The organism is Citrobacter sp. RHBSTW-00859 (assembly GCF_013729795.1).
Lineage (GTDB): Bacteria > Pseudomonadota > Gammaproteobacteria > Enterobacterales > Enterobacteriaceae > Citrobacter > Citrobacter braakii.
The window spans coordinates 4,679,365-4,701,803 of the sequence record NZ_CP056284.1 but is presented as its reverse complement, the minus strand read 5'-3'; the positions used below and the strand labels follow the sequence as shown (position 1 = coordinate 4,701,803).

At 52.7% G+C, this 22,439-nt stretch carries 37 protein-coding genes; 1 reads left to right on the top strand and 36 read right to left on the bottom strand.

Going from position 1 to position 22,439, the window contains the following annotated elements; all coding sequences use genetic code 11:
- Nucleotides 1-65 precede the first annotated feature (65 nt).
- The 36 genes from HV302_RS23610 to HV302_RS23435 form a co-directional block, all read right to left on the bottom strand.
- Nucleotides 66-461 carry a phage tail assembly protein gene (locus HV302_RS23610; protein ID WP_181626641.1) on the bottom strand — a complete coding sequence of 132 codons (396 nt, stop codon included), beginning with the start codon at nt 459-461 and terminating at the stop codon, nt 66-68.
- Nucleotides 462-464: 3 nt separating this feature from the next.
- Nucleotides 465-821, bottom strand: coding sequence for a phage tail tube protein (locus tag HV302_RS23605; RefSeq protein ID WP_016239597.1), 357 nt, complete (start codon nt 819-821; stop codon nt 465-467).
- A gap of 9 nt (nt 822-830) precedes the next feature.
- Nucleotides 831-2,309, bottom strand: a complete 1,479-nt coding sequence (locus tag HV302_RS23600) for a phage tail sheath subtilisin-like domain-containing protein (RefSeq protein WP_181627490.1) — start codon at nt 2,307-2,309, stop codon at nt 831-833.
- Nucleotides 2,309-2,497 carry a DUF2635 domain-containing protein gene (locus HV302_RS23595; RefSeq protein ID WP_044712104.1) on the bottom strand — a complete coding sequence of 63 codons (189 nt, stop codon included), beginning with the start codon at nt 2,495-2,497 and terminating at the stop codon, nt 2,309-2,311. Before HV302_RS23595 ends, HV302_RS23600 begins: the two co-directional genes overlap by 1 nt.
- Nucleotides 2,478-3,101 carry a hypothetical protein gene (locus HV302_RS23590; protein ID WP_181626640.1) on the bottom strand — a complete coding sequence of 208 codons (624 nt, stop codon included), beginning with the start codon at nt 3,099-3,101 and terminating at the stop codon, nt 2,478-2,480. The genes HV302_RS23595 and HV302_RS23590 overlap by 20 nt, the downstream gene beginning before the upstream one ends.
- Entirely contained in the window at nt 3,098-3,640 is a 543-nt protein-coding gene (locus HV302_RS23585; protein WP_016239601.1) for a phage virion morphogenesis protein, read from the bottom strand. The genes HV302_RS23590 and HV302_RS23585 overlap by 4 nt, the downstream gene beginning before the upstream one ends.
- The gene (locus HV302_RS23580) at nt 3,640-4,080 is read right to left on the bottom strand and encodes a gp436 family protein (protein ID WP_058587163.1); all 441 of its coding nucleotides are present in this window, start codon (nt 4,078-4,080) and stop codon (nt 3,640-3,642) included. The genes HV302_RS23585 and HV302_RS23580 overlap by 1 nt, the downstream gene beginning before the upstream one ends.
- Complete coding sequence (locus tag HV302_RS23575) at nt 4,080-4,673, bottom strand: hypothetical protein (RefSeq protein ID WP_181626639.1); 594 nt, start codon at nt 4,671-4,673, stop codon at nt 4,080-4,082. The genes HV302_RS23580 and HV302_RS23575 overlap by 1 nt, the downstream gene beginning before the upstream one ends.
- 83 nt (nt 4,674-4,756) lie before the next feature.
- Nucleotides 4,757-5,653 (bottom strand): Mu-like prophage major head subunit gpT family protein, encoded by an 897-nt coding sequence (locus HV302_RS23570; RefSeq protein ID WP_181626638.1) that lies wholly within the window; start codon nt 5,651-5,653, stop codon nt 4,757-4,759.
- 3 nt (nt 5,654-5,656) lie between these two features.
- Nucleotides 5,657-6,613 (bottom strand): phage protease, encoded by a 957-nt coding sequence (locus HV302_RS23565; RefSeq protein ID WP_181626637.1) that lies wholly within the window; start codon nt 6,611-6,613, stop codon nt 5,657-5,659.
- A gap of 203 nt (nt 6,614-6,816) precedes the next feature.
- A complete protein-coding gene (locus HV302_RS23560; protein ID WP_016239606.1) occupies nt 6,817-7,611 on the bottom strand; it encodes a phage head morphogenesis protein in 795 nt (264 codons plus the stop codon).
- Nucleotides 7,604-9,181 carry a DUF935 domain-containing protein gene (locus tag HV302_RS23555; RefSeq protein ID WP_181626636.1) on the bottom strand — a complete coding sequence of 526 codons (1,578 nt, stop codon included), beginning with the start codon at nt 9,179-9,181 and terminating at the stop codon, nt 7,604-7,606. The genes HV302_RS23560 and HV302_RS23555 overlap by 8 nt, the downstream gene beginning before the upstream one ends.
- The gene (locus tag HV302_RS23550) at nt 9,181-10,764 is read right to left on the bottom strand and encodes a terminase large subunit domain-containing protein (RefSeq protein WP_181626635.1); all 1,584 of its coding nucleotides are present in this window, start codon (nt 10,762-10,764) and stop codon (nt 9,181-9,183) included. Before HV302_RS23550 ends, HV302_RS23555 begins: the two co-directional genes overlap by 1 nt.
- A complete protein-coding gene (locus tag HV302_RS23545; protein WP_016239609.1) occupies nt 10,761-11,339 on the bottom strand; it encodes a DUF3486 family protein in 579 nt (192 codons plus the stop codon). The genes HV302_RS23550 and HV302_RS23545 overlap by 4 nt, the downstream gene beginning before the upstream one ends.
- A complete protein-coding gene (locus HV302_RS23540) occupies nt 11,329-11,607 on the bottom strand; it encodes a hypothetical protein (protein WP_181533143.1) in 279 nt (92 codons plus the stop codon). The genes HV302_RS23545 and HV302_RS23540 overlap by 11 nt, the downstream gene beginning before the upstream one ends.
- Nucleotides 11,600-11,950 carry a hypothetical protein gene (locus HV302_RS23535; RefSeq protein WP_249415193.1) on the bottom strand — a complete coding sequence of 117 codons (351 nt, stop codon included), beginning with the start codon at nt 11,948-11,950 and terminating at the stop codon, nt 11,600-11,602. Before HV302_RS23535 ends, HV302_RS23540 begins: the two co-directional genes overlap by 8 nt.
- Before the next feature lie 26 nt (nt 11,951-11,976).
- Entirely contained in the window at nt 11,977-12,264 is a 288-nt protein-coding gene (locus HV302_RS23530) for a VpaChn25_0724 family phage protein (protein WP_016239612.1), read from the bottom strand.
- Between the two features lie 12 nt (nt 12,265-12,276).
- A complete protein-coding gene (locus HV302_RS23525) occupies nt 12,277-12,582 on the bottom strand; it encodes a DUF2730 family protein (RefSeq protein ID WP_016239613.1) in 306 nt (101 codons plus the stop codon).
- Nucleotides 12,583-12,789, bottom strand: a complete 207-nt coding sequence (locus HV302_RS23520) for a TraR/DksA family transcriptional regulator (RefSeq protein ID WP_181626634.1) — start codon at nt 12,787-12,789, stop codon at nt 12,583-12,585.
- Nucleotides 12,786-13,394, bottom strand: a complete 609-nt coding sequence (locus tag HV302_RS23515; protein ID WP_181533150.1) for a hypothetical protein — start codon at nt 13,392-13,394, stop codon at nt 12,786-12,788. The genes HV302_RS23520 and HV302_RS23515 overlap by 4 nt, the downstream gene beginning before the upstream one ends.
- Nucleotides 13,382-13,789 (bottom strand): hypothetical protein, encoded by a 408-nt coding sequence (locus HV302_RS23510; protein ID WP_181533152.1) that lies wholly within the window; start codon nt 13,787-13,789, stop codon nt 13,382-13,384. Before HV302_RS23510 ends, HV302_RS23515 begins: the two co-directional genes overlap by 13 nt.
- Nucleotides 13,782-14,000, bottom strand: coding sequence for a hypothetical protein (locus HV302_RS23505; RefSeq protein WP_023277381.1), 219 nt, complete (start codon nt 13,998-14,000; stop codon nt 13,782-13,784). The genes HV302_RS23510 and HV302_RS23505 overlap by 8 nt, the downstream gene beginning before the upstream one ends.
- Before the next feature lies 1 nt (nt 14,001).
- Nucleotides 14,002-14,592 (bottom strand): glycoside hydrolase family 108 protein, encoded by a 591-nt coding sequence (locus HV302_RS23500; RefSeq protein ID WP_181626633.1) that lies wholly within the window; start codon nt 14,590-14,592, stop codon nt 14,002-14,004.
- A 96-nt stretch (nt 14,593-14,688) separates the two neighbouring features.
- Entirely contained in the window at nt 14,689-15,012 is a 324-nt protein-coding gene (locus HV302_RS23495) for a hypothetical protein (RefSeq protein WP_181626632.1), read from the bottom strand.
- A gap of 4 nt (nt 15,013-15,016) precedes the next feature.
- Nucleotides 15,017-15,424 carry a Mor transcription activator family protein gene (locus HV302_RS23490; protein ID WP_016239620.1) on the bottom strand — a complete coding sequence of 136 codons (408 nt, stop codon included), beginning with the start codon at nt 15,422-15,424 and terminating at the stop codon, nt 15,017-15,019.
- Nucleotides 15,421-15,948 (bottom strand): gp16 family protein, encoded by a 528-nt coding sequence (locus HV302_RS23485; RefSeq protein ID WP_181626631.1) that lies wholly within the window; start codon nt 15,946-15,948, stop codon nt 15,421-15,423. The genes HV302_RS23490 and HV302_RS23485 overlap by 4 nt, the downstream gene beginning before the upstream one ends.
- Before the next feature lie 2 nt (nt 15,949-15,950).
- Nucleotides 15,951-16,265 carry a hypothetical protein gene (locus tag HV302_RS23480; protein WP_181532976.1) on the bottom strand — a complete coding sequence of 105 codons (315 nt, stop codon included), beginning with the start codon at nt 16,263-16,265 and terminating at the stop codon, nt 15,951-15,953.
- A 4-nt stretch (nt 16,266-16,269) separates the two neighbouring features.
- On the bottom strand, nt 16,270-16,473 hold the full coding sequence (locus tag HV302_RS23475) for a hypothetical protein (RefSeq protein ID WP_048216328.1): 204 nt from the start codon (nt 16,471-16,473) through the stop codon (nt 16,270-16,272).
- Complete coding sequence (locus tag HV302_RS28425; protein WP_326926346.1) at nt 16,474-16,863, bottom strand: hypothetical protein; 390 nt, start codon at nt 16,861-16,863, stop codon at nt 16,474-16,476.
- An 89-nt stretch (nt 16,864-16,952) separates the two neighbouring features.
- Nucleotides 16,953-17,480 carry a host-nuclease inhibitor Gam family protein gene (locus HV302_RS23465; RefSeq protein WP_057063585.1) on the bottom strand — a complete coding sequence of 176 codons (528 nt, stop codon included), beginning with the start codon at nt 17,478-17,480 and terminating at the stop codon, nt 16,953-16,955.
- A gap of 13 nt (nt 17,481-17,493) precedes the next feature.
- Complete coding sequence (locus HV302_RS23460) at nt 17,494-17,748, bottom strand: host nuclease inhibitor protein (protein ID WP_071445090.1); 255 nt, start codon at nt 17,746-17,748, stop codon at nt 17,494-17,496.
- Between the two features lie 12 nt (nt 17,749-17,760).
- A complete protein-coding gene (locus HV302_RS23455) occupies nt 17,761-18,051 on the bottom strand; it encodes a hypothetical protein (protein WP_044712157.1) in 291 nt (96 codons plus the stop codon).
- 2 nt (nt 18,052-18,053) lie between these two features.
- Nucleotides 18,054-18,293 (bottom strand): hypothetical protein, encoded by a 240-nt coding sequence (locus HV302_RS23450; protein WP_061068290.1) that lies wholly within the window; start codon nt 18,291-18,293, stop codon nt 18,054-18,056.
- A gap of 4 nt (nt 18,294-18,297) precedes the next feature.
- A complete protein-coding gene (locus tag HV302_RS23445) occupies nt 18,298-19,236 on the bottom strand; it encodes an AAA family ATPase (protein WP_061068291.1) in 939 nt (312 codons plus the stop codon).
- Between the two features lie 95 nt (nt 19,237-19,331).
- On the bottom strand, nt 19,332-21,269 hold the full coding sequence (locus HV302_RS23440) for a transposase domain-containing protein (RefSeq protein ID WP_326928735.1): 1,938 nt from the start codon (nt 21,267-21,269) through the stop codon (nt 19,332-19,334).
- A gap of 48 nt (nt 21,270-21,317) precedes the next feature.
- The gene (locus HV302_RS23435; protein ID WP_131381044.1) at nt 21,318-21,554 is read right to left on the bottom strand and encodes a helix-turn-helix domain-containing protein; all 237 of its coding nucleotides are present in this window, start codon (nt 21,552-21,554) and stop codon (nt 21,318-21,320) included.
- A gap of 224 nt (nt 21,555-21,778) precedes the next feature.
- On the opposite strand from HV302_RS23435, the gene HV302_RS23430 reads away from it, so the two are divergent.
- Nucleotides 21,779-22,231 carry a DNA-binding protein gene (locus HV302_RS23430; RefSeq protein ID WP_131381046.1) on the top strand — a complete coding sequence of 151 codons (453 nt, stop codon included), beginning with the start codon at nt 21,779-21,781 and terminating at the stop codon, nt 22,229-22,231.
- Nucleotides 22,232-22,439 lie beyond the last annotated feature (208 nt).

Below are 22,439 nucleotides of genomic sequence, written 5' to 3'. Positions count from 1 at the left end.
CCTGAATAAGCAACTGCCGCAGGGGCAGTTGCTCAAGCCGGTTAACATCGAAACGCTGAGAGAGGTTAATCAGCAGTAGATTGAGCGCCGCTGCCATCGGCACCATGTCGCCCCCGTTCGGCAGTCTCCCCCAGCATGTCATCCATCGCCTGACCCTTTTCAGTCAGCAACTTCAAATCTTCCGGATGCAGGGCATAAATTTGATTCATGTCCAGTGGGCCGGGGATTTCACCAATATTCTTAATCTGCCGGCGCATCATCTCCAGCCCCATCATGACCTCAGAGCAGTAGGCAACCGCCTTGCCATTATCCCCAAGCACGACGCGCTCTGAGGCCAGTTGTGATTCGATAACATCCCGTGATGTCAGCTCGCGAAGCGTCACATCCTTGTGAAGCATTTCGTCGGTAGTGCCTTTGCCTGTACGCAGACCATGTACCAGAGTGAATGTCATTTCAGCCATGTCTTACACCTTCACACACTTGACGCCGATGAAGTTAGCCGAGACCGTCCCCGCGTCTTCGTCCAGTTCTGCCGGGTTATCGGTGGCCGCGCCGGTCATCATGTAGTTGAGACCGTTGTCACCGTAAAACATGACGGTCACGTCCTCCCAGTTACTGATTTCAATCACATCGACATCGCGATCTGCAGCAATGGTCAGCTTGATGGAGGGGGCCGCCATCTTGCGGGAATTACCCCAGACTTTACCGCCGCCCATATGTTGCTGGCGGGCATAGCCTCCCGGATTCAGGGTGGATTTGCCTTCAGTTTTGATTTCACGGCCATTAATACGAATCGCCGCCATACCCAGAATGTTTGCCATGCTGGCTCCTTAAAGTTTGAACTGGATGAGACCGGCCAGAACGCGCAACTGATTCACCAGGTTCGGGTGGCAGATAAAGTTCAGACGGTTTGGATCTTTACTGTCGATAGTGACATCGAGCGTTTCTTTGTAGTCCTCAAAGTCTTCTACCAAGCCAGCCGGGATAAGCTCAGTCAGTGCAATATCCAGCAGTTCAGCGGTCGCAATCTTCGGTGTCATCACCGGCTGACCGGCATCAAGCAAATCAAGTACGTCATCATCCGCCAGCTTGTGGCGCGGATAACGGCTGGTGAAGCGGTTTTTGATGACATAACGGATGCGGCCAAGCGTTGCCGGCGACTGCACATCGAGGTATGAAATGTCGGTATCGCCATAGCGGTTCACGCGGTACATGGTGATTTCGCGCTCAATACAGACGTTATCTCCGGCATCAACAAAGTGCGTGGCGATACCGTCATGCAGCAGCAGGTTACGCTCTGGCATATCCCAGCGGATACCGCGAGCGGGCGGCTTGATACCGGTCAGGATCAGCGTCTGGAGAGGACGGGCAGGATCAAGGGCCAACTGGTATGCCGCCGTTGCGCCGTAGCTGGCGGCCCATAGCCATGACGGTTCTGGTGCGATGTTGGTGCCAATACAGGAAATCAGCCAGTCATTGCGGGTATGCCCGAATGTACCGCTCTGGGCATGCGTACCACGATAAGCAGACCACAGAATCGCCTCCATCATCTTGAGCGGCCCCCAGCGTTCTTCCAGTTCGTCACGAATGCTGTTCAGACTCTGCGTGTCGGTGTACGGGAAAATAATATCCGTGTACCAGTCATCCCCCAGAGCGGCAACAACCTCCTCAATATCCGGCGTCCCCGTGCCACCCGAAAAGGCGGTCAGTGTTGCACTGATGCCGGCAGGTGTTTGTTCTCCGGCGTAATAGTTCAGGCGCACATCGCTGTCATTTCCCGTGACACCTTTCCACTTCACGGTCAGCACTACCGTTGCAGCAGCTTCAGCTTTTGCTGTGGCGGTGACCTGAGTGGCAGGCTTTGCGGTAATCGCAGTGATGATATTGCCAGCAATGGTTGCCGCTTCATCACCGATGCTGACCCCGACCTGGACAGACACGCCATTGATCATCAGTGCCAGCGTACCGGCCTGAGTGGCGGTGCCTAGCATCGTGACTGTGGCACTCGCTGCGGCGCCCTGGGCAATATCCTCCAGTCCCATCGCATACATCTCGGTGTAGCTGTTGGCCTTACGGACCATCTTTGCCATTTCACCCAGCATGGAGCCACGGCCATAGAGTTCATCGGCCATGCTGTCGCCAGTAATACGATTCAGCGTCAACGGTAAAGCAGTCGCGCTGGCGAGCTGCTGACCCACAACCAGAATTTTTCGGGACTGTGCCGGCGCGGCACTCATCGCCATAGAGTTATCGATATCGATCCAGACCAGCGGGACACGAATATCATCAGGAATATTACCGATGGACATCATGCCTCCTTATCGGTTTTAGATGTGCGGGACTTCGGTGGCTCAGTGATATTCACATCGCCTTCTTTTTCACGGCGCAGCCAGTACGCATTGACCGGCAGTGTCTCGCCATCAGCGGCAAGGTGACTGCCATCAGCCTTACGAACGAGCAGGCCCGCCCGTGATGGCTTAATCATTTTCTTTGTCATCAGTCTGTCCTTCTCTTACGTTTATGATTTGCGGCTCATCGCTTACCGGCTGTCCGTTCACCACAATGGTTGCACCCAGTCGCAGGAATTCCGGCAGCGTGGACAGGTCTATCTCATCATCAAGACGGAATTCCTGTTCCCATGTAACGGCCCACATGGTGATCCCGAGATTGTCCAGGCCACCCGACCAGAGGTTTTCAGCGGCGATGTTCTCAGCCATACGCTCAGCCTTCATGCCCGCAGCCGCTTCACGACAGCTGATACGACGGGCAAGGCGTCCGGCAATAACCTCACAGCGGGCATCGCGCGGGTATCCCCATGAATCAGCCATCATGATGTAGGCCGCCCAGGTCACAAGGCCGGTCATGCCGCGACGGTTCTGGATATTCCTGACCCGTAAGGCCGCAATACGGATACTGCCTCCGCGCCCGGACATATAGCTTTTGACCTGATCCGGGGTGTTAAACTGACCGATGTGACGTTCCACTTTTTCAACCCGGTCTGGTTGATTTTCACCCTCAAGTTCAGCTTTCAGCCAGTTAACAATATTCTCGGCGGCACTGACCGTGCTGCCCAGGGTGACAAATGCCGGACGCTCACTCATTGCAGAACCTCATTCCAGAAATCCCCGATGACGTGCAGCAGTTCCTGACTGTTCCCGGAGGACAGGCCGAGGAATTCACGCTGCGGGATGTTTAACATACGTTTATGCGCCCCCACGGTTTGCCATACCCCGTGTTTAAGCGCCCGACCAAATGCCTGTGAGATGAGGCGCTTATGGGCTGACACAGACACCGAGCCGGAAAAACCCTCGTTATGCGTCCGGCCATAATCAAGTGGCGTACCCACACGAACGACAGAGCCGCTGACCACATACTGGATACTGTCGAGCAGGTCGCCGTTGCCCTGTAACAGACTCTGGTTGCTGTGTCGGGTTTTCGCGTAGCTGTCAGACCAGTCCTGCCATTTCTCGCCGGCAGGACTGGATTTTTCGCTGGAGATGCGCCGGCGGGTCTGTGACTCCACCACAGCGCCAATGCTCTCCAGTAGCTCCTGTTGCAGCGACTGGTCAGCCAGTCGCTCAATCGCACGGCGAATGTCCTGAAACTTCTGGTCTCCTCTGACCTCGACAGTAATTCCCATCACAGCACCCCTTTCAGGTTGTTACGGGTGAACAGACGACGGTTTTCACTGACGATGATCAGCTTTCCTGTGTCGGTCTCAGGGACCGGGGTGTCAGACGGCACACCGAGGTCACGGGTGCCGTTGGCGATTTCACGCAGGGTGCGGAGGGCTTCGTCGTAACGCTTCTGGATTTCATCGGTGATCTGATGGTCCCGTTCAGACAGCCAGTAGAACGCGATGGAGACCGCCGCCCGGCGCAACGGACTCGGCAGGGTCGGAAGGTTCAGCGGCAACTGATAACGCTTTGCCAGAAAGGAATTAATTTCTGCATCAGTGTCATCAATCGCTCGCTGGATCTTTTCTTCGTCAAGCTGCTGCGTCTCTTTGTTGATTGCCATGTTCCAGACGCGGTCACCATCGGTTGCCAGCAGGTCTTCACGCGTTACGTAGATGCCCATTATTTGCTCTCCGCGTCGGCTTCAGTCCCGGTAACGGTCGCCAGCTCGGTCACAATCAGCATCTTTTCAGCCTTCAGACGCAGGGCTGTGTCGGTACTGATCACGCAACCCTCCAGCGGCTTACCTCCGGCATCTTCCAGAATCTGTTCATCCGGGTTATCGCTGACAAACACATGCACCGTATCGTGCGGCCAGAATCGGCCTGCCCGGTGAAAGCCATTTTCCGGAATGGCGCGGACCTCCAGCACCACGACATTTTCAGCAATGCGAACAGCCTCTGAATGGTCATGGGCCAGCGTTTCCCGCCAGACATGTTTTCTCAGGTCATCACCCGTGTTTTCACCCGGTATGGTGACAAGACTGACTGTGGCCGGGATAACCGTTATTCCATTATCACCGGGTACAGGTTCCGGGTCAGATGCGACATCTGAAGCTGCAACCGTCGGTTGTGATGCCTGACTGTCATCAGTAATAACTGGTGCCACCGGTGCCGGTTGCGCCGGGACAGACGTATCCTTCGTTGCTTTGTCGTCTTTCTTTTCCGAAGTGGTTCCGGTCTTACCAGCGGCTGACTTATTAACTTTTCCACTCACTTTTTAAACCTCATTCAGGGTGGGTTTAAAGGAGGATTAACTCCTCCTTAATCCGGCGTTACGTGATTTTTTACGTAATGACGTCACGCTTTTTTGATGAAAGGTGAAACCATCAAGTCAACATCCTTGTAATAGATATTTGAACCACCACCATCAGCCGTAACCGCTTCAATCAGCGCTTTGGCCGCGCCACGGTTGTTCTTACCGACGACCAGCAATGTCGGATTCATGCCCAGTGGTTCGTCGTTAGAATCAGTGATGCCCATCATTGCGGAGACCGCGGCTTCATAGTTCGCTTTGTTCAGTGCGGCTTTTGATCCCACACAGGTCTGCCAGAAACCAAAGCCAACGTTGCTGCGGCCATCGGTCCCGTAGGCGAATTCGTTCTGAAGGAACACCCGCTCACTGGTGAGGTCATCGAGGGCGATGAAGTTAAACGGACGACGCTCCTGGTAAATGATGGGCAGCAGCGCATGCGTCGCATCAATCAGGAACCACGGTTCACCCGTATCGGTCGCCGGGTCGCCCACAACGTTCGATTTGGTGGATGCACCAACAGGGTGATCGGTATCAAAGAAATACTGACCGTCCCAGCACAGCGTATCGAAACCTTTGCACAGCAACTCAAACGACAGCTTGTCCGGGAAAATCGTGGTATCGCGGCCAAGCTGCTCAGCAATCACGGAATACTGACCAATCTGATCGTCCTCGATTTTTTCGCGCTTAACCTTGACCGAGTTTTCCCAAGTCTTGTTGGTAATGACATACCCGGCCTGAGCCAGTTCTTTCAGTTGACGCGCCCCGATCCATTCTTTGATGGTCGGGAAGTCTTCAACCCAGCCATAAGTGTTAGACGCGCCGGAACTGGGGATGACCGTGGCGATGGATCGATACTGCGGATTGACACGACCAACACCTTTGGTAAAGGCGGCGCTCAGTGCGGTGGTCAGGGCATGCAATACTTCTGCGGATACCTGCATGAATTATTTCTCCTGCTTACGAACGGAAAGGAATTCTTCTTCGCTGATGCCCATATGGCGGCACATCGCGAGGTCTTCGTCAGAAAGCGAGGCGTGACCTTCGGTGCTTTCTTTTTTGGTCGTCGTGGTCTTGCTGACAATGACCGGTGCCGCTTTCAGGAATTCAGCAAACCGCTTTCGACCTTCTTCAGAGCGGCAGGTGGCGAGATACATTTCGCGGTTGGCTGGTGCGACTTTCCCCGACTCAATGGCGCTGTCCACCAGTGCTTCTGATTCTTTGATGGCAATCTCATTGAGTTTGTTTTCAGCGCTTTCCGCACGGTTAAGTGCTAACTGGTGGGTCTCTACCGGAATGAACTTCGTCAGGTCAGGATTCTCAGCGCGGTTAAGCGCCACCTGCTCGGCGGTCTTAATCTGCTGAATGGCTTTTACTGCGTCGTCTGCTGTGGCAGTGGCCGCGAGGCCAAGCACTGTCACAATCTGGACAGGTACGGTCATCGTGTTTTCCTCAGAGTTGAGTGCGGGTAAATCAAGGTTGGGTTTGTTGGTCAGCGCGGCGCTGGACAGGCGGGTGACCTGACCGTCCGCAGTGAACCGAAAGGCCGGACTGTAATAGAGGTACTTCTTGCCGCGCAGCTGCGCCATGCCGTCATCAGTCCATTCAACGTGCGCCTCCACCACGCCATCACTGACGCGATAGCCGTCAATCCAGCCATAAGCCGGGGCTTCATCGCCTTTCGGGCCTTTCAGTTCGGTAGAGTGCTCGATATCAAACGGGAGCTTTGGATAAGCCATCGAGGCACGAATGATGGCTTCCGGATTGTTGTTCACCCACGAACGGCCATCACGCCCTGTAAAGGTTCCCGCCGGTATCATCGGCAGCCATTCCGGCAATGCATCATCGGTAAGGTCAGGAAGCTGAAAGCAGAGCGCCAGCAGTTCCGTATTGTTCGGGTTCATGGTGTTGTCCGGTCACGTTGTTTACTTCCGGACAGTGTGGGGGGGAACGGGGATGCAGGTGGATTAACCGGCTTCACTGTAAACGCGGCATGAAACCGCGTTTAAAACACGTTTAAAAACGCTGTGGCGCGTTTAACGATTTTTTCACGTGCCGTCATGACGTAATAATCGTTAATGCCGCCACGCGCGTTGTGGGATGGTTTTTATCTTTGTGGCGAATGACTGTCAAACGCGTCCTGTTTTCTGCGTAGCTGTTCATCCAGCTCGCGACTGCGGGAGATTCCGGGGTTGTACGCCCAGCCGGGATCAATCCCCTCCGGAATGGTCTCTTCTTCGCCGGTGCGTTTGTTAACCCATCTGACCGTACGCACTTCAGGGGCTTCCGTGTTGATAGTGCCGTTGGCCTTCATCTGCTCATACTCATACCGGCTGATTTGCCGTGTACCGCATTTGCATCCCCAGCCGTTCGGCCCCATGTGTGTTCGCCAGAACGGATGATCCACCGGCAGGCAGACATCCTTCCAGCGCAGATGCTCCGCACGGTGCTCACGTGAGGGGCCGACGGTGTAGACAAGATAAGGCATTGCCCGTTGGGTCCGTTCAATACGCTGCCATTGTCCCGCCGCGCGGGCTGTCCGCATGTTGGTGTCGTAGATAACGCGCATCCGGCGGTCACTGCCGAGCTGGACAGTACGGGTTTCACCGGTCAGTGGATCATCCATCAGTTGCTGTCCCCACCATCCACGTTTGACCAGCATAGGTTTAAGAACCTCGCGAAATTGCTCAAAGGTCTGGCCGCTCTCCAGTGCGTCCTCCACGAGCTGGCGAACGTCCGCCAGCAAATCAAGCTGCGTCATCTTTGCCACAGTAAAGCCGATGCTGTGTTCTTCCATCCAGACATCGCGGTAATCAAATCCCGGCTTCAGCTTTTTCGCCTTCAGCCAGGCCAGTGCTTCCTGGGGAATAATGCTGTATTTATCGCTGACCGGCTTAGCCATCGTTTACATCTCCCAGCGACCGGGCTTTAAAACAGAGCATCGCCAGCTGCGTCGCAAACTCATCAGCATCAAGTTCTTTCTGAAGCGCCGGCAGGCCAGCAAGAAAAGATTCAAAGCTGTCAGATTTCTTTGCCAGCTCAAGCACCGGACTGGTGAACGCATCGCCGGTACGCTGCCAGTCATTCATCGCTTCATCCACCATCATATCAAGAACGTCAGGCTGGCTGCGGTTAAGCGCGGTCTGCTCACGGTTCATGGCCGGTAGCGGGCTAGTCATTTGCGCCGTTGGTGTCAGAATTTTTGCGCCTTTCTCCGGTTCAGACAGCCCAAATTTGTCACGGATCTCTGACATCTGAACTTCCATACCCCGGTCAATCAGTGGCGACAGTGCATCCACCAGTACCTTAAGGTCTTCCGGTTTGCTGATGCGCAGTACGACGCGGGGGTAATGCTCCTGTGGCCCGTAATTCATATCCACATAGGGACGGACAAGGAATTCAGACAGAGTGTTGGATAACTGCCAGGCATCCCATTTGGCGATGTCCATACGCACACCATTGTGGACTTCCGCCTGAGCACGTGAACTGCCGTCATCGGTGGTCATGGTCTGCCCCAGTACGGCCTTACTAATCTGCGCGTCACACCATTCGGCCATCTCTTTAAAGAGAGTGCCACCGCTGTTACGGCTCGCCGCTTCCTGCATCTCCAGTTTCATCGAATCGGGGATTGCGCAGCCGGCATCTGATGCCAGTGATGCAATCGCATCCAGCAATGTCTGGATTTGTTCCGGGCTGGCATTGTTGCCGTATTTACCTACCACAATCGGGATGCCAAATTTTTCAGCAAACGCCCACCAGTCCCGGACGGTGTAAGACTTGAGCATATACATGACGGCCACCAGACGCGCCAGACCGTTACGCAAGGGCAGGCCGGATTTCAGGCGGGGCTTATGGACGATAAATTTCCCCGGCGACAATGGCTCACCATCAATAGGGTTCCTGTCCGTCAGTAGCCTGAAATCACGCAGGGTTTCCCGGTCAGGTATCAGAAAGCGCGGATCAACCCATTCATAATCGCGGGGTTTCCAGTGTGTGGTGCTGGTATTCCAGAGGATTTCGCAGACACCAACCCCTTTACCAAGCCCGTCCAGCAGATCGAACAGCAGCTCGGGAACCTGCGGTTGCGTCATGAGGTTACGGATATCATCTGCGATTTCCACGTCACGCGGGGAATCGCTCCCGGCCTCCACCGAAGGTTCAATCCCGGAAACCGTCAGCTTGCGCGTACGTAAAACGCTGGCGTAGTGGAGGTCACGTTCCTCCAGTTCTTCCGCCATGATGAAGAAATCACGCGCATGACCATCGGCTGCATTACGTAAGATCCCCGCAAGCCTGCCGGGACTCAGCGTACTGGCAACGCTGATACCTGTCGAAGGGGAACGTACACTCATCACCGCCGCTGCGGATTGCGTCTGCTTCAGTTCGTCCTTGTTCACAGTGACAACTTCCCCCGTGGCAGGACTGAGCAGCCGGCGAACGGCTCCGGTTAGTACGGTTAGTTGTTTAAACATCAGAGTAATCCCCGCTGATTTTTAAGACCCCGTGTGATGCGGACCTGACGGTGTTCATTACGCTCATCGGGGCGGGAAGGTTTCTTTAACTTGTGGACTTCATAACGCCGGCAGTCCTCGCGACTGGCGAGGAAACCGAGAAAAATAGCGATAGCGGAGTCACCGTGGCGCTTGCGGCCATCGGTGCCGGTAGTGCGTGCATCATCAATGCCCGGTACGCCGCGATAAAGCTGAATAGCGCCGAGGTCGGTGATCACATCTTCATGCTTTGGCAGTACCAGCTCATTGTCTTCGAATGCAGCACGGAACCGGGGCATGTTTTCCCGGTAGTATTTGACGGAAAGCTGCACCTGCTCAACTTCATCACCGTATTTTTCCGCCGCCTGTTCTGCCAGATACTGACCGTTACCCCGCGCATCGAGCTTGATGCCGTCGCGGCGGGGAAGACGATCACAGATATAAAACAGCGCCTGTTCCTGCTGTTTAAATGGCACATTGCTGAGTTCCACCAGGAACGGGACGTTGCGCGTCGTGTCATCGTTGACTGTCACCGGCGCAAACACGGTCAGGTCACCGTTACGTGCAAAGTCTTCTCCCAGACAGTGGCGCAGGTTCTGCGGCAGTTTCTCCAGTTCGGGAAGTACGACCGTCTCCAGCCATTCCTGCATGTCCACACGGCGCAGCCCGTCCGGCATCGCGTTAAAATCAGCCGTACCGGTGAAGCGCAGGACAACGGTCGGACCTCTGGCCGCGCGTTCGCGCAGGGAACGTGCGATATAGACGCCACCGCCGTTCTTCGGCTCGCAGTAGTATTCCTCGCGGGCATCTTCCTCCGTAGCCGTGTCGCTCAGCAGGTTAGCCAGCCATTCCGCTTCGGCCTCCACAGACCAGACTTTTTTTGTGACCTGACAGATGCGCTGATACAGCCCCTCAGCAATGGCCGTTTCAATATCGACATGATGGACAGAGTAGCGTTTTTTCCCGGCCCGGCTGTCGGTGATGATAGTGTTAAACAGGTTATCAATACCGTTGTGGGTGGAAATAAGGCGAACATTATTCCCCCACATTGTCAGCGCCAGCGCCGCCTTGAGTACCGCTGCAAGGTCAGCCTGGAATGCGGCCTCATCAATGATGACGTTACCCTGCATACCACGCAGGTTCGACGGGTTAGACGACAGTGCCTTGATTTTATAGCCACTGGCGAACTGGATGACATAGACCAGGATGTCTTTGTCTTCATCCTTCAGCACTTCTTCACCAATGCCGGATGCGGCGCGGTCATAGGCTTTCGCCCACATCGCACAGGCATCAATAAACTCACGAGCCATGTCTTTCGTCGTACCGACGTAGAACGTATCGCACCCGCCGGCCTCCACCGACATTGAGCCGTTCAGGGCTGCGTCAGCCGCTTCTGCCCAGGTCAGACCGGTACGACGCGACTTCTCGGCAATCTTCAGTTGAGAGGGGTCAGCAATCCACCGCTTCTGGTAGGGAAGCAACAGCTGGCTTTTGTCGAACTCACCCGACAGGATAGCGGCAGCAGACTGACTGGTCAGTGTTCTGTCCGGCGTCATCGTTGTCATTCTGCAATCCCCAGAATCTGACGTTTGATATCGGCAGCAGTCTCAGCCGACAAACCAGCTGAACGGGTTATGGTCTCTGCGGCCGCAGCGGCTTTTTTTGCAAACTCCTGCTGGATCTCTTTCTCGCGTTTGTGGCTTGCCATCGCAGCGGCTTCCAGTCGCTGGGCAACAAGAGCAAGCTGACCCAGCGCCTTTGGTTCGACAGTTTTATCGCTGTCAGCCATTTCCATTGAGGTTTCAAAAGCCAGTGTTTTAACAAACTCCAGCAGTAACTTCCCGACATCTGACGTCGGTGCAGAACCAAGCTTTGAGGCCCATATTTCAGCCATCTCGCGGGAAGCGCGAATCTTTGACCCCATCGTTTCCATGCGGCTTGCGTAGCGGTTCAGACCGGTACGACTGATTTGCATGTCCTCCGGGAGGTTATATTCGTTGATCAGCTCGTTAATAGCTTCGCGGATTTCTTCCTGGGTATGTCGTTTATCGCGCAGCATCTGATGCAGTTGCTCCCGGACCGCATCCGGGAGCAAATCAATCTTTGAAGGTCGTCCGCGCGTCTGGCGTTCACTTGCCATTCTCCCTCCTCATACGTTCAAGGAAGTCACGTTCAACGCTGGATTTGTCTTTCAGCAGCAGCTTCCAGACGCGTTTGTATTCCGGGTTGTTGTTGAGGAATGTATTCAGATACGAATCAGCGGATTCGGAGTTGTATTTTTTACCCGTCGATTTTTCAAACTGTGGTGCAATGGCTCTGACTTCAATTTCCGCACAGACGAGAATGGCGGCCATTTTCCGGATAATGTCACGCTGGCTGCTGCTCAGTGGCTTAAGGGATTTAGGCATGGCTGATATTCTCCAGTTCAAAAATACGCTCTGTCACGTCGTTAATCGCATCCGTAAAGCCAAATGCGGTGCTCCACTCCGGAGGCGCACCGGTTACAGCCTCATACATGCTGTCCAGTGCGGCGATGACCTGATCACGCTCTCCGATAAGCTGGGTTTCAGAGCGGTCCAGCCGCGCAATGCCTTCCAGTGCTTTTTCATTTGCACTGATAAGGGATTCGATAATCACAGCGGCCTGAAAAAGCGCATTCGCTGACATGCCGATTTCACCGGACTCCCGACGCTCCGCCAGACCTGACAGGCGGCGCAACTGTTCCGCCTGCTGGCGGCAGGTCATTAACATTTGAAGTATTCTGGCCCGTTCCATTGTCACTCCCGCGCACGTGGTTTTTTGACGCCGGGGACTGTCGCCAGCCCGAAGGCCACATCTTCACCGCGTCCTGTGATGCCGGCGACGTAACACCCGGAGACATCTGACAGGGTGACGAGTCCCTGTTCACGTAGCCACGCAAGGAGGGTGCGGACGGTGTCACGGGAAACCCGATGGCCGTAAGTCTGAAGGCAGGTCTGTAGAATGGATTCGTTTGCACTGTCTCCGCACTCCACCAGTGAGCGCAGAATGACCAGACGCTGGTCGCTGTTGAGGATTTCTTGCATGCTCATAGCCTCTTAATTTTTTTCCTTCAGTTCGTTTTCCAGCAACAGATCGCTGATACGTGTGGCCTGCCGGAGCATTCCGGAGAACTCCCGTATTTCGCCGCGCAGGTTGCTCATATCCAGTTGCAACTGGTGGAGTTCCTGTCGCGACGGCATCCCGTCGATGGCCTTTTCAAGTGCACTCATCCGGCTGTTAACTTTCTCCATCTCTTCCCGGCGGGCATAGGTTTTCACAAGCAGCAGGTGGATAATATTGATACCGGACATCAGTCCGGCCCAGATGACAGCCCAGTTACTTCTTACGGTTTCCCACTCCATTTATGCCGTCTCCCTGAGTGTCTGACAGTCAATGCAGGTCACTGCATCCGGCATGGCCGCCAGTCGTTTTGGGTCAATTTCTTCACCACAGTCGTTGCAGTGACCGGGAATGTCAGGAGATTCTTTAACCCTGTTTAACCGAGCATTTAATGCCCGTTCACGGTCAGCCATCTCAAGGCCGCTGGCCTTGTCCAGTTCATCCGTCATTTACCCGCCACCATCGTTTTGTGTTTGCTGGATTTGCTGTACCGGGCGAATCCGTCGAGGGTACGAAAACCGAGATACCCCAGTGCCGGCGTCGCCAGCATGAGTGCGATATCCCAGTCCGGTGATGGCATGGAGAAGGCATGACCAAAAGCACCGGATATCGCGCCAGCCTGCTGACCCACTGACATCAGCATCACATACACAATGCTGCTGTAGAGCGACAGTCTGGCCATCAGCGGTCTGGTCTGACGGACATATTCATCCGTGGCGTTGTCCCCGTTACGGATGGTTTCCTGTTGCTCATGGTGAGCAGCCTGACGGTCAGCCAGTACGGCTTTGTCCCGCTCAAGCTGGAATTGCTCAATCTGGACTTTCAGGGACTGAAGCTGAACGAACTGTTCTGGCGGCAGCGCCGCCAGTTTCTGCTCAAGCACCCGTTGCTGGTCCTGCGGGTTTATGACGCTGTTGACGTTCTCAACGATCCCCGCCACAGAATCTGCCGTTCTGGCGGTGTCGCCACCGAACCAGCCGCCCACGGTACGCAGTAACGACGGTCCGGCCTTCATCAGAACGCTGGCAACGGTAGAGATGGTCACTGGATCCATGCGAGAAGCCCCTTACGTTCAACCCACATACAGAAAAGAACGCCGATTGCAGCACCCACTGGTGAAAGAAAAATCAGGTATAACGGGATGGCATATAGCTGGCTCAGAATGAGAAGAAAAACGCCTACAACCCAGATGACCCACGCCCAGAAACGGGCATGCCGGCTGATATGCATTTCAGGTTTAAGAAGCCTGTACGGAAGATTGCCGAGAAAGATGCTGAATCCGATCAGAACCACGCCGGAGAGTGCCAGCCACCAGACCATAAATGCCTGGCGGCCTGTGAAACTACAGATGAACAGCGACAGGCCGACGAGAATGACAATGCTCCATCCGGAGCGCAAAACCTGTATCCGCGCCAGCTTTAACCAGTCGCAGCAAAACGATTTAAACATTATGTTTTTCCTTGTATCGCTGGCATTGCCAGACGATGTCTCTGATATCGACGGATGACCAGCCGCGCATGTAGTAACTGGCGTGTGTACCGTCATGACCTGCATAACTTGTCGGAACGGGGACGGGGCCACCGGCCATTCGGTGAAGAACTTCCTGCCGCAGCCGGTCACGTCGTCCCTGCTTCAGCGAAGCGTCCCATCCCTTGCCCATATCAGCTCCGGGCTACCGAATAGTGGACACCGGAAATCTCACGACAGGCGTCAGCGAGGTTGTCAAGGCGGTTAAACCAGCCGTTGAGGAACTTGCCCTGCGAAGAGTTTGCTTTGATGATGTCGGCGTAATAGCGGGAACGTTGCAGAAACAAACGGTTCAGCAGCCAGTCAGGGTCAGCACGCTCAACGGCTGCACGGGTGTTTTTACCGGCGATACCGTCAACGCTTTTGCCAGTGAAACCCACAGCTTCCTGAAGCAACTGGACAGCCTTTTTGACGCCATGCTGGACGGCAGAATCAAAGACAAACAGGGCGATATCATCCGGCCATAACTGGCAATACGCCGGATACCAGTAGTCACGGAAGTAAATCTGTCCGGCCTGTTCAACCGTTAAATCACGAATACGAGTATCAGGCTTGCCATCGCCATTAACGTCGGTCATGCCATCGGCAACACCGTCGCGTTTATCTGATATACCGAAGTTAGTTTCACCGCCACGGTCAGTGGGGTCATTGACATATCCGCGTTCTGCGCTGAGCACGAAAGCAAGAGCATTGCGAAATGCGGGAGAATCGGGGGTGTTGTTCATAAAACGGCACCTTTGGAAGTGGGTTAGATTTCCCTTCCATCATGTGCCGGACGAAAAAAAAGCCGGATTAACCGGCTTCATTGTATTGGCTATAACTTAATAGAATAAATAATCTTTGTAGCGATAGAGCAACCATCCTGATACCAACAAAAGTAGAATAATAAAACTTACGCTTTTATCAGTCTTTACTGGATATTCTTCCGCAGCGATCAATAAAGATTTCCTGTTGATCATATACCAAATAAAAGGAAGTATAAATATACTCAGCGCAGCCCAAACCACAGGGTGTATGCCTCTGCGACATCCTTTTCGCACACCGTCTCTAACAACATAACTTCCTATGTTGTTAGAAGTAGCATCAAAGAAAACCCAAAAAACACATATAATACAAACTATGTTAATAACAATCACACCAACCATATTATCACTCCATATTAAATGAGAGCTGCCTCTTACCTTGCTCTAACTTTCGCATTCTCCGGATTGCTTTATACACCGTTTTATAGGTAACACGGTAGCGCTCAACCAACTCTGTGATGTTTCTGCCGTTGAAATCGCGCCAGATTTTCATATCACGAATCAATGACTCAAGAGTCTGGCCGCGTGGGAAATAAATCTGCATGCCGCCAATCTGACAGCTAATCGCGTAAACCAGCTCCAGAGAGATACGTGGGTCAACGCCATGCTTTGTCAGTTCGCCACGCAGCAGCGTATTCAGTTCTGTCAGCAGTGCAGGGAAACGCACAGTTTCCGCCGAACTGTCATCGTCCAGGTGCTCCAGAATACTGTCGTCCTGGATATCACCAAACAGGTCGTTCTGCTTTTCGCTCATGTGCGCACCTTTCTTACTTTACTGGAATACAGGCTGTTGATGGCGTCATAACCCCGATTATCCTGAAATGCCAGGTCTCGCGGACTCAGCGCCTCTGTCATTTCTCTCAGGTGCCATTGCTTGAGGCTTTCCAGCACCATCAGAAGATTATCGCCACGGCACCATGCCAGGCTGGCGATACCTTTACCTTTGTTGGTTCTGACAGTCATCTTCGCGACGAACGAATCCAGTGCGGTATCGCTGCCATCACGGATAAACCCATCAAGATGCATCTGCCGCCAGATGCTGCGGACCTTTGCGGTGATATCTGTCTCACGATGACGGCGAGCCGGAGAACGGGGACGGGTACGTCTGAAACCCTTATCCTCCAGTACCTTCAGCACATCCTCCAGTTGGCCGACTCTCAGGTCACGACAGCTTTGCTTTCCCGTCACTCGCATCAGTACAGAACGGTAGGTGTCATCGTCCAGCTGTAGATTGCGACGGGCAACATGGATTAACTTAATCAGGGATGCGCGGCTCATCGTTACTTCTCCTTCACGCCAATGCCAGCGGCGGCAACATATTTTGCTGGGCTGGCGTTCTGGCGGTTCGAGCGGCATACCAGCGCCCAAAAATTCATTTCGCAAATTATCGCTGCCGTTGTTTCAGCCCGGCTACGGAACCCCAATTTATTCGACTTTCCGACCGAGCGTTTACGCTGACGCATTACCTTTCTCGTGTGCGCAGATTGCACTTCATCACGGCGCTGTTTTGATGCGTAAACACCTTTTGCTGGTACTTTACGCGCCTGCTTCTGATACGCAGTTAACAGGTCGTGTACGTCTGTAAATTTAGCCATGCTGTTATCGCCCCCAATCAGAAACTTCTTCCTGCACACGGAATTCAGCCTCTACCGCGTCAGCAACATCGTTATCCATCTCAAGACTCGCCGCTGCCAGTTCACGCGCAAATGCCTTCCGCCGCTTCTTGTTTCCCATATTCCACTCACGGCCTTTGAGTTCGTTATTCCACGCCCTGACCATGTAACCCATCATTGATTTAGCCATCTATTCATCCCCCTTCACGCCAATGCCAGCGGCGGTCAGTTCTGCGTCATACAGCCACGCATCAATCGGATTCAGCGAGTTTTCGATGGGCGCACCGCCAGATTGATACATCAGAGCCTTTGCACGTAAAAACAATTCACGCATAGCCTCCAGTTCTGTTATGCGTTTTTGGGCCTTGACCAGTTCATCTGCCAGTGTCCATTCTGATTTTGACAGGACGTCTATTTCACCCAGCAACAATTCCACGACTTCAAGAGTGAAACTGCGCTGGGTCTCATTGATAGTTTTAAGACGATTAATACTGGTATCGGGGCCAAATGGCGGCATTGCTTTACGTTTGCAGATATCGTCACGTATCTGCTGGATATTGATAATCGTATGCCTGGTCATTCGCTTAAACTCCATATTTAGTTGCCTGCGGGTGCACGAAGCCCCGGCAGGCATACCGTATTAAAATTCTGAGAATCAAAGAAAGTTAATTAATCAGTTACAGTTTGTTCAAATGGGATTATTTCAAAATCCTCAACATCTGATTTAATGGATATCCCTGCAATTCCCTTAACTTCATTCGGTGATGCAAGAATTGCCTCTTTATTAATTTCCTCTTTATTGCGAAGAAATTTACCCAGGCTGAATTTCTTGAGTAACGCAATAACATCTTCAACTTTGCGAATGGTGACGCTGGGTGGTCGTTTACGCCAGCGGACCTCACCCGTTGTCAGGTTAGCCGTCTTGGTCTTGCCGTCTTTCGTCAGCTCTGCACGGTTGGCTTCACACCATGTCTGAACGCCAGCCTGCAAACGCGCAAGCTCTTTTTTTAGTGCTTCAATGCCGGGCGCAACATCATTTGTCAGGGCCGCTATTTTGTCATTCAGTTCCGTTTCACGACGCAGAATGACACGGGTAATATCGCCAATCTTGCGGATGTCGCTGATTACGTCATCGCGGCATTGAGGAACGGCAACAGCAGCGGCTGATTTTGCGCGGGGCTTTTTGGGTGCTTTCATGTAAACCTCAGCTTTATTTTTCAATATATTCACGAGTGATAAGGTCAGTAAATCTCATTAGTGCATTACATCCCTCATGCTGGTTACTGGCTTCAGGGACTCCCGGCACAAGAAGCTCGCTACCTGCACGGGAATGTCTGGCATGGATATCAATTAAATCCCTGATTCGATTTTCTTCGCCAGTGATAATGGGCAATGCCCCGTTGGGTAGTGTTTGTCCGAATTCAATTAACCCCGAAGCCCAGGCATAAGCAGTAACTTTTGCCATTTCACACCTCCGTTAATTACCTCTATAAATAATGTTAAATACCTGACTACGGGACATTTCCATTTTTTCGGCGATAACCGAGATGGTCAGCCCCTCCTTATAAAGCTCACGACACAAATATGCGTCGTCATCATTTCCTGCTCTGATGCGCAGCGAAAGACCCTGCCGAATGGCGCAATTCTGCACTGACTGTTTAGATCGCCCCAGTTGCAGCGCCAGACCGCTTACACTTACCTTTCCCGCGTTCTGTTCCAGAATAAGGAGTTCTTCGCGTGACCATGCTCTCCCCGTACTCCAGCCCATACTTACCTCCAGATAACCCGGCAACCTTCCAGACTGGCTACCCAGACGGAGCGGGTGCCGCCGTTGTGTGTTTCCGATATACGGGATGCACTACGCACCAGCTCTGTTGGTGGGCAGACAATCTCCAGTAACGGGCGACGCATGAAAACCCGAACGTCAGTGACACGGCTACCACGGGAGCGAAGCCAGTTCTGAGCCGCCTCTGCCATGCTGATGTGTTCTGCAATACGTTCAGTAATCATGGTGTTATTCCTCGTTCAGATTGCTGTGACCCAGTTCCAGCATCGCAGACTGGATGTGTGACGTGCCGATGGTCTCACCCTTGCCCTGTGCGTAAATCCCCGCCAGCGGGAGGATGTGAGACAGAGAACGGAGAGCACCGGGACGACGGGCGATCATCTTCAACAGTTTCCGTTCCTCCTGTCCGCAGACCTGCCAGGCATCACAAAAACTGTCCACGTCACCGGCTGATACGGTGTTGATGACGTACTTTTTAGAGACGCGGGAGAACAGACGGGCGAAGTCCACACTGCGTTGTCCACCGGTCAGGCGGTCGTAGACTTTATGGTTTCCGACCAGCGCCAGACCAACGCCGCATTCCTCCTGGAGAATTCGCAATTCTTCAACGGCATCCAGACTCAGCCAGTCAGCTTCATCCACGACGATCAGACCACGCGTATCCGGCAGACGCTGGCGTAACAGACGGGACAATGCGCCGCGACGGTATGGTGCATCAGCAATCCCCATTTTCAGCGCCAGTTCGTACAGTGTTTCCAGTTCGTTGCTGCGGGACTTGCTGGCGGTGATATGCCAGACGTTGTTTCCTGTCGCTGCATACTGTCTGATGGCTTTTGTTTTACCAACGCCAGGGTTGCCGTAAACCAGCACAATCGTTCCGGCCAGTTGTGCCCACGTCAGGGTGGCGAGAATTTTCTGTGAGGTCGGTGTTTCAACGAAATCCGGAGCCACTGGCAGCGAGGTTTTCGCGGCAGTGTGGCTTTCCAGCCAGGTATTCAGGCTGGCGGCAACCGTATCGTTATCGCCCTTATATTTCCCGTTCAGAAACTGAGAAACCGTAGCCGTTGAGGTGCCGGTTTCACGTGCCAGAGCTGCGCCTGAAATCGCTTTGCTGTCAATTAATTCACGAATGGCACTACGCACAACATCATGGTTAATTTGCGTCATGATTATTAATCCTGTATTTTTCAAATGGCCTGTACTTAATCAGGTGTTAAAACTGATTCACTTCATTCAAAGCGGCGCTCGCAACGTCGCTTTTTTTATTTCTGCGACTGTTTCGCTTTATTAACGAACGTCTGAAAAATCACATCATTCTCGGTTTGCGTATCCTGTATTTCCTCCACACGTCTGACGGTGTTACCCATATTGAATACACGCTCAACAACATGGCGTTCAGGCAACTCTGCATGTTCTGTCTTCGGTAGCAGGTCGTTAACTTCAATCGCCGTCATACGGTTTAGTGCCTTCGTTGCTTTCTTCGTGCTGCGCATCATTTCACGACGGGCGCGGTTGTGTTCACGACCAGCCTCGGTATCACCAAACGCCACTGCGGCGCGACACTCCGCCATACAGAGGAAGCGGCCATCAAGGTCGTAACAGGCCACTTCACTGTGAAGGTTACGCGGGTCAAAACGGACTGTAATTTTGCGGGAGCGATGGCTGACAAGTTGCTCACTCCAGTAGGTGTTTTTGCGGCCAAACAGGGAGCCGCCGCTTTCCATCGTGAATTCTCCGGTTGGTTTCACGCGAACCGACTCTGCCGGCAGCATGAACTGGCGGATTTGTTCTTCAGTTAAACGGGTGATCACAGTCTGGCTGTAGCTTTGTTCAAAGGCCTGATCGAAGGACAGTTCGCCCCGGCACATTTCCGTTTTACGCTGGGTTTTCCTGTTAAACATGGCGACACCTTCACTGATAATTTCCATAAAGGTCTCAACATCAACAGCGCGGCTGCCGTAGTTTTCTGGTTTGGAACTGACATTTTCACCGGCAAATGCGCCAGCCAGTGCCGGATGTTTATCAATGTATTCACCCAGACCACCCACACCAAAGGCACGTTCTACGGGTTTAGCCTGGCCCCAGCCTTTACCACCGATAACACCGGTCCAGTGCAGCTTGATACCCAGCAGAGGGATAATCCCCATCGGGTCATCCTCACGGACTTTGAACCGGTAGCGGTTAGGAACGCCACCAGACAGCCATTTGTTCGCCGCTGCACGGGTGTTGTCTATCGTGATGTGTTGGGGTTTCCCGTAGGTTTTCAGCGTATCCATGAGTGACAGGCGGATACTGTCGCTGTTTTCTGATACATCAGCCCGCCAGCCGACAATTTTGCGGCTGTGGACGTCCTGCCAGAACCATGTTTTAGGACGAATGATTTCACCGTTAAACCAGCGGACAAACACGTTGTGCTGATAACCGTCACCATTAATCCATTCCATCGCATGCAGCTGCGCGACGGTGCGCTGTTGTGATGGGTGCATCTGCGCCAGGGCATTTTCACCTTCACGGGTGGCAACGACAATGCGCGGATCAACTTCACGTTCCAGCTTACGACGCAGGGTACGTTCAGCCGGTATGGTCCAGCCATGTGTTTCTGCGGCGATTTCCAGCCGTTCATAGCATTTGGAGAAAAACGGTGCTTCGTTGCGCAGGTAATCGCCCAGGAAGAATTGCCATGCATCATCAGAGATTTCAGCCGAACGTCCTGTCACGCGTTTTTCACGAACCCGGCGATCCAGCAGTACCGGTCCCCAGAGGTCAGGGCTGAAGTCCTTCACTTTGTAGTACAGGTTGCGCAGCGTTCCTTCACTGATTTGCAGTTGCTTGGCAGCAAGGGTAATAGCTTTGCGATTGCCAACACCTGATGCCATCAGCTCAGCCACCAGCGCGGCAGCTTTCGTGCGACGCTCTGCATGCAGTCGCTGTTCGCCTGTTGCTTTCTCCCAGGCTGACCAGAGACGCTGACGATCAAGATCATCAGCAGCCACACGTTCCGGCTCTCTCGGCAAAGTAATGAGTCCGGATGAGGTTTCAATCAAACCACGACCAGCCAGCAATTCAGCACGAACTTCTGGTGGCAATACTGATATGTGGTATTCAAATGCTTTGGTTCCAGCACGTTTACGGCGTAGCTCGCTGCGACCAGCCACTAGAGCTTCAAGTCGATTACGGATACCTGGTTCAGTATTAGGCATAGAGGATAAATCTATACTTTCTTTTACTGTAATCCACAGCTCATTCATTTACGCCACCGCCTTTTGAATTGTATTTTCATAACGACTAGGCCATATATCACTCGCTTTCAGACCTAGAAATTCCGCAATTATCTTTTCTCCTTTAGGCCAATGATGGCGGAATACGTTACGCAGCGTTGAGTCCGCCAGCCCATTCATCCGAGACAACTGACTTGTCGTCATACCTCGTTTTCTAATCGCTGCTTTGATGTCTTCTGGGTGCCAGTCTTGGCTTTTGGTCACCATTCTGCGATCCTTAAATGTTTACACACTCCGTTTAACCGGATGATTAAACGCTACGTGTAAGAGAATGGCACACAAAAGAAAGCCTGTAAAGTAAGCCGCTTTCTTTTTGCGTCTTATATTAAAGTATGAATTTGATTTAACTTGTTGATAATTAACGCAAAATCAAAAAGAAAGCTTATAGAAATTATATTTCTTTTTGTTGCGCACAAAAGAAAGGGGTGGTTATGTCTAAAGAATGGGTGACTGTCCAGGAGTGTATGGGGATTCCGGGTTTTCCAAATACAGCTCCTGCTGTGCGAAAAAGACTGGAAGATTTGGCCTGTGGTATAGAGGGAAGTAAGAGGAAGAAGGCCGGCACAAAAGCATTTGAGTACAGTATAAAAATTCTTCCTACCCATGCTAGATGTGTTTTTGATAACAGGCAGGAAGTTGATTCTGAGAATGTAAGCGATGAACCCTATCGCTCTGATTTACTTGAGTTTTGGATAATGATTTTTAAACTTCTGACACCCCGTCAACAAAAAGACTGCATCGAACTTTTCAAAAATCGTGGCATTCAAGCTTTGCTGCCAGAGATTTTAAATTCTGACGACAGCAAAGAGATTTCAGAACAATGTAATTCATATGAGCAAGTGGAGTCCGCGCCGAACCTGAGCACGCAAAACAAAGCTGGCTGATCGATTTGGCTGGCTTTATCTCTGCTCCTTCATGGTTGTATAAGTTGGTTTTAAACTCCGTAAAACCATTTTTAAATTATCTCTGCAACGATCTAAATCTATCTGTCAGGTTCAAACCTCCTTGGCGAATGATCCAAAAATACATGAGGTTTGAATTTTTTAACAGCTATTGAATCTTAGACCGTGCTAAGCCGCATCATGTAAGGCT